The organism is Bacillus sp. FJAT-27986 (assembly GCF_001685035.1).
Taxonomy (GTDB): Bacteria; Bacillota; Bacilli; order Bacillales; family Pradoshiaceae; genus Pradoshia.
The window spans coordinates 16,799-29,716 of sequence record NZ_MAYV01000001.1 but is presented as its reverse complement, the minus strand read 5'-3'; the positions used below and the strand labels follow the sequence as shown (position 1 = coordinate 29,716).

Here is a 12,918-nt window from a genome sequence, read left to right as displayed (position 1 = left end):
ATTTTTCTATAATGCTGTCGTTATATGAAATATTTCATTAATATTCGTATTTTTCATCAATTAATATATTAATCAATTAGCAATGTTGGAATTTAATTGGAAAAATACAATCAATATTATAGCGGAAGATGGCCAATGAATATCTTTCATAGAATTATTATAAATATTTCGTATTGACACTTTTTTACAGAATACTATATGGTTGTTTATGTAAGCGTTTGAATAATTTTGGCAACGAGGGGTGTTTAGGATGAAGCATAAACCCAAGTACTTTTACCGAATATTTTTCCCATTCGTATTGGTTGGAAGCCTTGTAATGATTATCTTTAACTGTTTTGCATTCCTTTTTACGAGGGATTCTCTGGAAGAGAAAATTATAGTTGAAAAACAAGAAAATGTCGTTCAGACAATGAATACTCTTGAGCAAAAACTTCAAGTAGTAGACTATATATTTAACGCTTATATTTATGATTCATCCTTTAATTCTATTGTCAGCGATTCTTTAACTGCAAAGGATTTTAGTACATACAAAGAAATTGATCAGCAATTAAATTACATATCCTCCTTTGGCCCAAGCCAAACTATAGCTGAATTGATTAGCTTAAAAGGTAATTGGGCAGTAGGAGAACACGGGTTAGAAAGGTTATCGAACGAGAAGAGAGAAATGATTATAGAAAAATATCTTTCTCTTCCCCATGTATCTACCTGGTTGAAGGAAAAAAAAGAAGCCAACATTAAGCTTGTTAAGCAGGTACCATTTTCCCAATCAGATAAAACAGGTGTATTGGTTGTTACGATTCCCTTAAAATCGTTTGGGGATCTGATATACAAACCGTCACATAGTGATCCAATCTACATCTTAAATCAGGAAGGTTCTCTACTTTATCACAGTAATGCTCCTGCCTCAAATGAGGATCCTATTGATCTGGACATTTTAAATGTAATAAGAACCAGTGATAAGCCGACAGGGCTTATGAAGGTAAAAGGAGATAAGGATGAATACAAGGTGGTCTATTCCAAGTCTAGCTATAATGGTTGGGTGTACATTACTAAAATAAATCAATCAGAAGTTGCCCAAGCGATGAAACCTACAATTATTGGAATAAGTGCGATGAGTATCTTTATGCTATTGGTGACAATCGTGATTGCTTATATAAGTTCAGACTATTTTTCAAAGCCGATTAGAGAACTTCAGAATTTTATTCCAAATATACATAAAGAAGGAGTTCGCGATGAATTTGAGCTAATCGGAAATTCTCTGAAAGATGTTATGAAAAAAAATGAATCTTTGGAAAGCATGGTGACTACTCAGCATGAGCAATTGAAGACTTTATTTATGCTTCATTTATTTCATGGCCGATTGGATGAAGAGGAGATTAATGAGGAATTACGCAGTTTTAAATTTCCGCAGGACTGGCGCTGCCTCTATGTCCTTGCAATTCAGTTTGATGGTGTGAATAATTCAGATTATACAAGAAAGGATAAGGACTTGCTTTTATTCTCAATTAATCAAATTGTATCTGAAATGATTGATGAAAACGAAAGATTAGCGCCAGCCGTCATTGATGACAATACTCAGGGTACAATCTTTTTAGGCAGTGGAGAAAAGAATGATAATGATATTACCATCCTGAATCAATATGCTGAAAGTATACAAAAAAAGGTGAAAGGCATATTTAATTTAACGATTAGTATAGGGATTAGCAGTCCTTACAAGAAGTTAAGCGACAGCAAGAAGGCGCTTAAAGAAGGAATAGATGCATTAAAATATCGGTTAAAAGTGGGAAAGGAATCTATTATTTTTTATGAAAGTGTATCTTCCATCCTATCAAACAATCAGATTAATACTTATTTCCCTAAAACACTAGAAAATCAATTATTCGATACTATTAAATTAGGTGACAGTGAAAAAGCAAAGGATACATTGTATCAGCTGCTTGCAGATTTATTTAAAAACAACCCAAATCCTCTTGGACTTGAAGTCAATTTGATGAGGTTTTTGAATGATTTATTGAATCTCATGCAAATTATGGGGATGGAACAATTGACAATGGAAGAGCATCAAACCATTTATCAAGCGATATCTGATATGAAAACATCCGAGGAAATTGAGAGATTTGTCACTGATAGAATCATGTATCCTATGATAGATACTGTATCAGAAAGAACTGATTCACAATATAAGACGATCTCCAGTAAGATTATACATATTATTCAAACGGAATTTGATCAAGATCTTTCACTTGAAGTAATTGCGTCTCGTCTCCATTATAATAAGAATTATTTAAGTAGTATATTTAAGAAGGAATTCAAGCAATCATTTAGTGAATACTTAGCTTTTTACCGTTTTGAGATGGCTAAAAATTGGCTCATTGAGACAAATATATCTGTTAAGGAAATATCAGAGAGGCTTAGATATAATAACTCGCAGAATTTTATTCGTTCATTTAGGAAGTTAGAAGGGACTACACCAGGAAAATATCGAGAACTGCATCGGAAGGATGAGATGTCAATGTAGGCGTAAAAAAGAACAGTCTGATTACAAACCAGACTGTTCTTTTATGGGTTACGCTTTCACTGAGCCGACAAAAGCACCTTTAATAAAATATTTTTGCAAGAAAGGATATAGAATCAACATTGGTAGAGTGGCGACAGAGATAACCGCCATTTTAATCGTTTGGGCAGGAGGAACAACCTCGACAACTGAGTTATCTGCCTGCATGCCGCTTGATACAATGACGATTTGGCGAAGTAAGACTTGAATGGGCCATTTAGATGAATCATTAATATAAAGAATTGCGTTGGTATATTCATTCCAATAGGCAACCGCATAGAACAAAGAAATTGTTGCGATTGAAGGTAATGAGAGAGGTAGGATAATTTTAATGAAAATCATAAAATCATTGCACCCATCCACTTTTGCTGATTCCTCCAGGCTTTCGGGAATCGCTTGGAAAAAATTCCTCATGATAATGAGATTGAAGGCACTGATTGCGATAGGCAAAATGAGTGCCCAGTAGGTATCAATTAACCCTAAATTTTTGACTACCAGGTAAGTCGGGATCATGCCTCCACTGAATAACATCGTAAAAACGACCACAAAGTTTAAGAACCGTCTGCCAACCAAATATTTTCGGGAAAGGGAGTATGCCATTAAGGATGTCAGAACCATACTAACGAGCGTCCCTACTCCAGTCACCCCAATCGAAACGGCAAAGCTTTTAAAAATGGTTGGTGTTGAAAAAATATACTCATAGGCACTTAAAGTGAAGGTTGTGGGAAACAAGATAAAATCCTTTTCAACTACCTCTTGGGTAGTAGCAAAGGAGCTGGCAATTACATTTAGAAATGGAATGAAGCATGCCAGGCCAATAATAAGTAATAATGAGTAATTGAAAAAATTAAAAATTCGATTTCCGATACTCTTCTCTTGCAAGTAAACCCCTCCTTAAATATTGCTTATCCTCACTATATCAAGCTGTCTTTTGGAACGTCTATAATCATTTTTTCAACTGATATCCATGCAATTAACTAAGAGAAAAATTGGTATGCTCAATTCTAAAAGAAAGTAATCATTACATCAGATTAGTTTTAGAAAACGCTTACAAAAAGCTGTTAATTCAGCAATCTAACAGGATGATTATAGACGTTACTTGAAATTTTCTTTAATTTTAAAATCAGGAACATTGAAGTAAGAAAAAGGAGGGATGTTTTTGATGAAGGATACAGCGGTTGTCGTCAAAGATGATCCGCAGGGAACAGCAACACTCCATAAAAGAACTGGGGTGAAGAATTTGAGCAAAAGGTTCATAACGAACCTCATTAAATATAAATTTCTTTATTTAATGTTGTTACCTGGTCTGTTGTATTTTATTATCTTCAAGTACTTTCCTATGGGAGGATTAATCATCGCTTTTCAGGATTATCAGCCTTTCCTGGGAATCAGCGAAAGTCCATGGGTGGGATTTAAACATTTTATTCGCTTATTTACAGAACCAACATTTTTTACATTATTATCAAATACATTAATACTTTTTGCATTAAACCTGTTTATTTTTTTCCCGATCCCTATCATTCTCGCGCTCATGTTAAATGAAGTAAGAATAAAAATGTTCAAGAATGCAATACAAACAGTCATTTATATTCCGCATTTTATGTCATGGGTCATTATTGTTTCTATTTCTTATGTATTTTTAACAACCGATGGGGGCATTGTTAATGAAATGCTTGCCCAGCTTGGAGGTCAGAAGGTTGATTTCTTAACGGATGGTGCCTGGACTAGAGCAATTTATATACTTCAGATTATATGGAAGGAAATGGGTTGGTCGACAATCATTTATCTTGCAGCAGTAACAGCGGTTGACCCTCAGCTTTATGAAGCGGCTAAGATGGATGGAGCGAATAGATTAAGGCAGATATGGCATGTTACTCTTCCCGCCATTCGTCCTGTAATCATCATTCTTTTAATCTTGAAAATTGGACAAACACTTGATTTAGGATTTGAACACGTTTATCTTCTATTAAACTCATTGAACCGTGAAATGGTAGAAATCTTTGACACGTATGTGTATACGGCTGGATTGAAAAATGGACAATTAAGCTATAGTACTGCTGTTGGTTTATTTAAAGGGTTGGTCGGACTTGTTCTAGTCATAGGTGCCAACAAACTCGCCAAGAAGTTTGGAGAGGATGGGTTGTATTGAAAATGATAGCGCTATCATTATGTGGAGGGGAAAGAAATGGATAGGTTTGGTGAGGGTTTAAACAATGCGTGTAATTTTGTCCTCATGTTGGTTTATCTGCAACTCTTATGGTGCCTCTTTACATTAGCAGGTGCTGTAGTTGCAGGAATAGGACCATCCACTTGCGCGATGTTTACCGTTTTACGTAAATGGATCCGTGGAGATAAGGATATTCCGATTTTTAAAACATTCCTTAAAGTCTATCGAACAGAATTTAAAGAAGCTAATCTTATCGCGATTGGCTATATGGCGGCTGGAATTATTCTGTATATAGATTTATTGTATATAGAATCACAAGCTTTAAGAGGGCTTTTGATTGTAATAGGATTTCTCTATCTGATTTCACTACTATTTATTTTTCCGATGCTGGTTCATTATGAATTGGAGAAGGTTCGAGATAAGCTGAAATATTCCTTGATTATTGGTATTTCGTATCTGCAATACTCACTGATTTTGATTATCATGCTAGGTGTTGTCTACTTTTTTCTCTTCATGATACCAGGTATTTTAACTTTTATAGGTATTAGTATTGGCGCATATCTCATTATGTGGATGACGCATCAGGTCTTTAAGAAGATAGAACTTCAAACAACTTATGTACAAAAAGAAGAAAAGGTTTCCTAGCGAGAGAGGAGGCGGAATAACAAATCTGCTTTTAACAATATAATCTAATTTTTTATATAGGAGGAATGGAAATGAAAAAAGCAAGCGGAAAATTATTGGCTTTATTGGCTGCTTCCCAGTTAGCGTTGTCTGCATGTTCAAATGATCAAGATACAAGCGGTGAGAGTTTTGCTGCTGATTCAAAAGTAGACGTTACTTGGACAGCGATTCTACATACCGCATCACCACCGACGGATGTTATACATGAAAAAATTGAGAAGTTAACCAATTCCGATATTACGTTTAACTGGGTGCCAGATGCCTCCAAAGAAGAAAGAATAACCGCAGCCCTAGCATCTGGAGAGCTCTCGGAAATTGTGTCTTTAACCATGCTTACAAATTCATCTGTCAGACAATCCTTAAAATCCGGAATGTTCTGGGATGTTGAGAAGTATCTCGATGACTATGAAAATTTAAAAATGATTTCAAAAGATATGCGAAAGGCAGCTTCCATTGATGGGAAATTATATGGTGTGCCATTTCAAAAGGATTTAGCTCGATCCGGCTTATTGCTCCGTAAAGACTGGTTAGATAAGCTCGGATTAGATGTACCAACAAATTTAGACGAATTATACGAAGTAGCTAAAGCGTTTACAGAGGATGATCCGGACGGAAATGGGAAGGATGATACGTTTGGTTTTAGTGACCGTAATGAACTGAAATACGGTAGTTTTAAAACGCTTAGTTCATATTTTGGTGCTCCAAATACTTGGGCTGTAGATGAGTCAGGAAAATTCTCCGCGGAATTTGAAACGCAAGCATATAGAGACACGATGAAATATTCCAGAGACTTATATAAAAATGGGTATATGGACAGAGATTTCGCTGTAACACCGAAAAATAATCAAATCGAAAAATTTGCACAAGGTAAGGCCGGTATCTTTACTGGATTGGTCAGCATAACTCAGTTACAAACCATGGCAGAGGGTATACAAGATGAAATGGAAATTGTCCCTGTAAACAAAATAAAGAGCCCGGATGGAGAATATCATATTTGGTCTGAGAACAGTGGTGTTGGCGGGCTAATGGCATTCCCTAAATCTGAAGTTAAATCAGAGAATCATCTGAAACGCCTATTACAATTCATTGATGATTTAATAGGTAAAGAGGCGTTTATGTTAATGACAGGCGGAATTGAAGGAACGCATTACGAATTTGGTGAAAATGAAGAGTTTAAAATTATAGATAATGATTTATGGCAAAAAGATGTCCAGCCTTTCTCAAGCTCACGTCCAAGTGAAATTACTCATACACTCATAGATGGAAATCCTGGAAAACAAAAAGTAAACGAACAAATCAAAGAGAATGCGAGCTTTGCTGTATTAGATCCAACGCTTCCACTGGAATCACAGACAGCAAATGAAAGAGGAACCGAACTTGAAAAGCTGATCATCGATGCTACTATTCAATATATTATGGGAGACATTGACGATAAAGGATTTGATGAGCAAGTTGAAAAGTGGAAAAAATCTGGCGGAGATGCCATGAAAGAAGAATTTGAAGCATCCTATAAGGAAACAAATTCCTAAAAAAACTAACAGTCCTTCTTTATTATACCGAGAAGGACTGTTTATCCATTATTACGACTGAGGGGTGAATCATTCTTGCCAATACAACCAGTTATTCATAACCCAATTCTTACTGGGTTTAATCCAGATCCATGTATCATACGGGTAGATCAAGATTATTATATTGTCACATCTACCTTTGAATGGTTTCCAGGTGTACCGGTTTATCATTCAAAGGATTTATGCAATTGGAGGCACCTAGGGAATATTCTGACCGAGGTGAATTTCTCTGGGAATCCTGATTCATGCAGTATTTGGGCGCCGGCATTAAGCTATCATGAAGGTATTTATTATTTAGTCTATACGGATGTGAGAAGAAGTAAATTTCCATTCAAGGATGCTCATAATTACCTGATAACTGCGTCCGATATTATGGGACCGTGGTCAGAACCTATTTATTTAAATAGTGGAAATTTTGATCCTTCATTGTTTCATGATGAAGACGGAAAGAAATGGCTGTTAAATGTACATTGGGATTATCGGATCGAAGGAAGAAATAAGTCTGTTGGAATTGTTATGCAAGAATTTTCCGCTGAAAAGAACAAATTAGTCGGCCCCATATTTAAAGTGTTTGACGGTACTGTTTTACGCAAGACGGAAGCTCCCCATCTTTACAGGCATAATGATTTCTATTATCTTGTGACAGCCGAGGGAGGAACAGGACGTACACATGCCGTTACTATTGTAAGATCAAAGGATATAATCGGCCCTTATGAAGTGGATCCTCAAAATCCCATGTTAACCTCGGCCAACAATCACGAATTAATGCTTCAAAAGGCTGGTCATGCAAGTCTTGTTTGCACACAAAACGAGGAATGGTATATCGCTCATTTATGCAGCCGACCTATTGATGGAAACTATTCCATTCTTGGCCGCGAAACAGCCCTGCAGCGTGTGTGCTGGAGTGATGATGGATGGCTTCGTCTGGCGTGCGGTGGAAATGAACCGGAAGTAGAAGTACAGGCTCCAGCATTAACGCCGCATCCATTTCCGTCAGATAATCAAGATTTTGATGATTTTGACAATCTGCAACTGCATAAATGTTGGAATACGCTTAGAATGGCACCAAAAGAAGAATGGTGCAGCTTATCCGAAAGGAAAAGCCATTTGCGGATTAGAGGCGGTGAGTCCCTTCACTCCTTGCACGAGCAGCATCTGATTGCAAGAAGACAAGAGGATCTAAAATGTGAAGTGGAAACATCAATTGAGTTTGAACCAGATACATTTTTACAAATGGCAGGGCTTGTGCTCTATTTCAATACGGATAATTACGTTTATTTTTATATATCCAGAGATGAAGTGGTAGGAAAATGCCTTCAGATCATGCAGTGTGTAAAAGGTGATTTTAGTGTATGCAACCAGGTCTATTCGATAGAAGGCAGCCAAGTATGCGTATTGAAAGCAACGATAGAAGGTACGATGGCCAGATTTTTTTACAAGACGAATGTGAAGGATTGGACTGCAGTTAAAGAACCTATCAGCATTTCCCATCTTTCAGATGAAGGAAATGGTTTTACAGGTAACTTTGTTGGAATATGTGTACAGGATATGCAAGGAACAAAGAAGCATGCGGATTTTGATTACTTTTCATATCGGAGGGGAAGTTGATGGAGAAAACAGCCACGAAAAGTTGGGCACAAAGAATGGTAGATTCATGTATGGTGAGAAGGCCATTATTGTCTTCGGGTGTTAATAATGATAAATGGTCTTATGATTATGGAGTGGTCCTAAAAGGAACAGAACTGGTTTGGAAGCAGACAGGAAATAGATCATATTTCAAATATATTAAGAAAAACATGGATGCTTTTGTGAACGAGGAAGGGGATATCCGCGAATATCGGCTCAGCCATTATAATATCGACCATATTAATAATGGCAAGGTATTGATAACTCTTTATAAGGAAACTGGTGAGGAAAAATATAAAAAAGCTATTGATTTACTGCGCAGCCAATTGCGCACACATCCACGCACATCACAGGGCGCCTTCTGGCATAAAAAAGTTTATCCTTATCAAATTTGGCTTGATGGATTATATATGGGATCTCCATTTTATGCAGAATATGCGATATTATACGGGGAAGAACGTGAGTATGATGATATAACCAAACAGTTTATCATATGTGCCGAGCATACGAAGGATCCCAAAACCGGGCTATTCTACCATGCATATGATGAAAAAAAGGTCCAGCCGTGGTGTGATCCGGAAACAGGGCTTTCAAAGAATTTTTGGGGACGTTCAATGGGATGGTTTGTGATGGCCATAGTAGATGTATTGGAAATACTTCCTGAAAATCAAAAAGACAGGGGTGAATTAATCTCCATTCTTCAAGGGGCGCTTCTGGCATTGAGAAATGTTCAGGATCCACAATCTAATGTATGGTATCAGGTTCTTGACCAAGGTGACAGGAAAGGTAATTATCTTGAAGCATCAGCGTCCTGCATGATTGTATATGCGATTGCAAAGGGCATAAGGCTTGGTGTACTGAACGATGACTGGAAGGCGATTGCATCTAAGGCATATCAAGGAATTCTTGATGAATTTATAACCGTAACCGCTGAAGGACTTGTGAATCTAAACAAAAATTGTCAGGTTGCAGGTCTCGGGGGGCCGGATAAACGAGATGGCACATTTGAATATTATATTAGCGAACCAATTATAACGAATGATTTAAAAGGAGTCGGAGCTTTTGTTCTTGCTGCAGCTGAAATGGAAAGGGGGGATTTATAAATGAATCATGTCACCCATAGTTTCTATAATATTAACGATTTTGGAGCTGTTGATGATGGGGAAACCTTAAATACAAAAGCAATTAATGAGGCTATATTAGCTTGCTCGACAGATGGAGGGGGAACGGTCTATATACCTTCAGGACGTTTTCTGACAGGTGCAGTGATATTAAAAAGTAACGTTCATTTATATCTCGAGGCTGGGGCCTACGTAACTTTTTCTAATGACTTAAATGAATATCCAGTTGTAACATCCAGGTGGGAAGGAGTAAAGAGGGAAGTGTATGCATCATGTCTATATGCAGAAGATGCAGAGAATATTTCTGTTACAGGACATGGAGTTTTAGATGGGAATGGCGAGTTTTGGTGGAAAATCTTCCGAAAGAATGAAAATAAGTATCCAAGACCAAAGCTGGTAAGTTTTGATTCATGTAAACATGTTTTGATTGATGGGATCAAAATGATTAATTCTCCGAGTTGGACAGTTAATCCCATTTGCTGTGAGGATGTGACAGTCCATAATATATCCATTCTTAATCCGGCAGATTCTCCTAATACAGATGGAATCAATCCAGAGTCTTGTCGGAATGTACGCATTTCTGATTGCCATATAGATGTAGGCGATGATTGTATAGCTATTAAGTCGGGAACGGAAGATACGTTAACCCGAGTGCCATGTGAGAATATTACTATTACAAATTGCACGATGATTCATGGTCACGGTGGAGTTGTGATAGGTAGCGAAATGAGCGGGGATATTCGGAACGTGACTGTAATGAACTGTATATTCGAAGGGACTGACAGGGGAATCAGGTTGAAATCAAGGAGAGGACGCGGCGGGGTGGTAGAAGATATTCGTGTCTCCAATATTGTCATGAATGGAGTGATTTGTCCGTTTATTGCTAATCTTTATTACTATTGTGGACCAAGAGGAAAAGATAAGTATGTCTACGATAAAAATCCCTATCCGGTAACTGAAGAAACACCGCAATTTAGGAGAATTCATTTTTCACATATAACAGCCCGTGAAGTGAGTGCGGCAGCTGGATTTTTATATGGTCTTGCAGAAAGATTTGTAGAAGACATTACATTTGATTATGTTACAGTTGCAATGGCTGAGGAAGCAGAGCCAGGATTGCCGGCAATGATGGATGACCTTGAGCCGATGAAGCAGAGAGGATTCTTTTGTTCAAATGTTTCAAATATCCGTTTTAACCATGTTACAGTTGAGAACCACACTGGCCCAGCGTTTTATGTGGAAAATGCTCATAATATTGAACTATCCAATTGCCGTTCGAAAAATCCAATGGATGAGACAGATCCCCTATATGAGTTTAATAATGTCACACTCATTGATTAGGAGGATTTAGCAAATGAATGAGACATTGCAGGGTGATAGAAGAGCGCTTCTATATTCCTTACTAGGAGATTTGCCTGAGCGTAGCAATACATTATCTTGTCGAAAAGTAAAAGAACTAGCCGTAGAAAATTATATGGTCGAAGTTATTTGGATAAATGAAGTAATACCGGCTTATTTTGCTCGGTCCCGTAATGTATCAGGGAAAATGCCAGTTGTAATGTTCAACCATTCTCACGGAGGTAATTATCATATTGGAAAAACAGAGTTGCTTCATAGTAGTACCTATCTTCAATCAGAATCTTATGCTAAAGCACTGACGGATCTGGGATATGGTGTTTTATGTATGGACATGATTGGATTTGGAGAAAGGAAAGGGAAAACGGAAAGTGAATTGTTTAAGGAAATGATCTGGAAGGGTGAAGTTTTGTGGGGGAGAATGGTTTATGATAGCCTTCGTGGGCTTGATTATTTGGTTGAAAGAGAGGATGTCGATTCTTCGAGAATAGCCACACTTGGCATGTCCATGGGTGGATTGATGTCATGGTGGCTTGCTGCTTTGGATACGCGAATACGAATCTGCATTGATATCGCTGCCCAGGTTGAGGCGAATACATTAATCGCTTGCAGAGGTCTTGATCATCATGGTTTTTATTCTTATGTGCCAGGTCTATTAAAGTATTTCCAGACATCGGAAATACAGAGTTTGATTGCACCTCGCCATCATCTTAGTCTGGTTGGTACGGATGATAAGCTGACCCCGCTTGCAGGTCTGGATATTATCGACGACGAATTAAAATCAGTGTATGATAAGGCAGGATTTTCCGAATGCTGGAAAATGATTCGCTACATGTGCGGCCATATTGAAACAAGCGGAATGCGAGAAGATGTCCTTATGTTTTTAAAAAATCATTTATAGGGTGTTGATTTGTATGATTGTTGCAAAGGATGGTACTGGCTCTTTTACAACCATTCAGGAAGCCATTGACAGTATTACGAGTACAAATCAGGAGAGAATCACCATCTATATTAAGGATGGTATTTATAAGGAAAAGCTTGAAATTCATAAACCAAATATCTCATTTGTTGGTACTCATCGGAACAAAGTGAAAATTGTATATGATGACTATGCCAAAAAGGAGTTTCCGAACGGTGAGAATATGGGTACATTTTGGTCATATAGTACCATTATTACTGGTGATGGATTTTATGCAAAGAATATTACGTATGAAAATAGTGCGGGAAGCGGGAGTATTGTTGGACAGGCGATTGCTGCCTATGTTGATGCCGATAGGGTAGAATTTCACCATTGCTCATTCCTTGGAAGTCAGGATACGTTATTTACGGGACCGTTGCCGCCAAAGCCAATTGAAACAAGCCGATTTGGAGGTCCAAGAGATGAAGAGGAGAAAAGAGCAGGTAGGAGCTATTTTTCTCATTGCTACATTGAAGGGGATATCGATTTTATATTTGGTTCGGCAACGTCTGTATTTAAAAGTTGTGAAATCCACAGCTTGAATCGAAACAAGGAAATAAACGGGTATATTACAGCTGCCTCTACTCCGTATGAAGAGGCTTATGGATATGTTTTTTTTGATTGTTTTTTAACCAGTGATGCCAAGCCCAGGAGCGTTTATTTAGGTCGTCCATGGAGGGATTATGCCAAGACTGTCTTTCTCCGTTGCTGGATGGATGAGCATATAAAAGAAACTGGTTGGCATGATTGGGATAAGCCATTAGCCAGAGAGAATGCCTATTACGCAGAGTATGACAACCATGGTCCTGGAGCGGACATGGACAAGAGGACGCCCTGGGTGCATATACTACCCAAGGAAGAAGCTGAAAATTATAAAATTGAAA

At 37.6% G+C, this 12,918-nt stretch carries 9 protein-coding genes and 1 pseudogene; 9 read left to right on the top strand and 1 reads right to left on the bottom strand.

Going from position 1 to position 12,918, the window contains the following annotated elements; translation table 11 throughout:
• Nucleotides 1–250: 250 nt before the first annotated feature.
• Nucleotides 251–2,518, top strand: coding sequence for an AraC family transcriptional regulator (locus A8L44_RS00100; protein WP_066099746.1), 2,268 nt, complete (start codon nucleotides 251–253; stop codon nucleotides 2,516–2,518).
• Nucleotides 2,519–2,566: 48 nt separating this feature from the next.
• Here the strand turns inward: A8L44_RS00100 and A8L44_RS00095 are convergent, their stop codons facing one another.
• Nucleotides 2,567–3,436: a carbohydrate ABC transporter permease gene (locus A8L44_RS00095; RefSeq protein ID WP_066099743.1), complete on the bottom strand. Its 870-nt coding sequence runs from the start codon at nucleotides 3,434–3,436 to the stop codon at nucleotides 2,567–2,569.
• 280 nt (nucleotides 3,437–3,716) lie between these two features.
• On the opposite strand from A8L44_RS00095, the gene A8L44_RS00090 reads away from it, so the two are divergent.
• The 8 genes and pseudogenes from A8L44_RS00090 to A8L44_RS18795 form a co-directional block, all read left to right on the top strand.
• The gene (locus tag A8L44_RS00090) at nucleotides 3,717–4,703 is read left to right on the top strand and encodes an ABC transporter permease (RefSeq protein WP_077247914.1); all 987 of its coding nucleotides are present in this window, start codon (nucleotides 3,717–3,719) and stop codon (nucleotides 4,701–4,703) included.
• Between the two features lie 36 nt (nucleotides 4,704–4,739).
• Nucleotides 4,740–5,366, top strand: coding sequence for a YesL family protein (locus A8L44_RS00085; protein ID WP_066099741.1), 627 nt, complete (start codon nucleotides 4,740–4,742; stop codon nucleotides 5,364–5,366).
• Between the two features lie 71 nt (nucleotides 5,367–5,437).
• A complete protein-coding gene (locus A8L44_RS00080) occupies nucleotides 5,438–6,934 on the top strand; it encodes an extracellular solute-binding protein (RefSeq protein WP_066099736.1) in 1,497 nt (498 codons plus the stop codon).
• 81 nt (nucleotides 6,935–7,015) lie between these two features.
• Nucleotides 7,016–8,581, top strand: coding sequence for a glycoside hydrolase family 43 protein (locus tag A8L44_RS00075; protein ID WP_066102191.1), 1,566 nt, complete (start codon nucleotides 7,016–7,018; stop codon nucleotides 8,579–8,581).
• Nucleotides 8,581–9,702: a glycoside hydrolase family 88/105 protein gene (locus A8L44_RS00070; RefSeq protein WP_066099733.1), complete on the top strand. Its 1,122-nt coding sequence runs from the start codon at nucleotides 8,581–8,583 to the stop codon at nucleotides 9,700–9,702. Before A8L44_RS00075 ends, A8L44_RS00070 begins: the two co-directional genes overlap by 1 nt.
• Nucleotides 9,703–11,061, top strand: coding sequence for a glycoside hydrolase family 28 protein (locus tag A8L44_RS00065; protein WP_066099730.1), 1,359 nt, complete (start codon nucleotides 9,703–9,705; stop codon nucleotides 11,059–11,061).
• Nucleotides 11,062–11,074: 13 nt separating this feature from the next.
• Nucleotides 11,075–11,977 carry a dienelactone hydrolase family protein gene (locus A8L44_RS00060; protein ID WP_066099727.1) on the top strand — a complete coding sequence of 301 codons (903 nt, stop codon included), beginning with the start codon at nucleotides 11,075–11,077 and terminating at the stop codon, nucleotides 11,975–11,977.
• 13 nt (nucleotides 11,978–11,990) lie between these two features.
• A pseudogene (locus tag A8L44_RS18795) lies at nucleotides 11,991–12,905 on the top strand (pectinesterase family protein); the annotation flags it as partial.
• Nucleotides 12,906–12,918 lie beyond the last annotated feature (13 nt).

Coding starts and splice junctions, on each gene's coding strand:
- A8L44_RS00100 (WP_066099746.1), top strand. CDS start 251: ATGAAGCATAAACCCAAGTACTTTTACCGAATATTTTTCCCATTCGTA.
- A8L44_RS00090 (WP_077247914.1), top strand. CDS start 3,717: ATGAAGGATACAGCGGTTGTCGTCAAAGATGATCCGCAGGGAACAGCA.
- A8L44_RS00085 (WP_066099741.1), top strand. CDS start 4,740: ATGGATAGGTTTGGTGAGGGTTTAAACAATGCGTGTAATTTTGTCCTC.
- A8L44_RS00080 (WP_066099736.1), top strand. CDS start 5,438: ATGAAAAAAGCAAGCGGAAAATTATTGGCTTTATTGGCTGCTTCCCAG.
- A8L44_RS00070 (WP_066099733.1), top strand. CDS start 8,581: ATGGAGAAAACAGCCACGAAAAGTTGGGCACAAAGAATGGTAGATTCA.
- A8L44_RS00065 (WP_066099730.1), top strand. CDS start 9,703: ATGAATCATGTCACCCATAGTTTCTATAATATTAACGATTTTGGAGCT.
- A8L44_RS00060 (WP_066099727.1), top strand. CDS start 11,075: ATGAATGAGACATTGCAGGGTGATAGAAGAGCGCTTCTATATTCCTTA.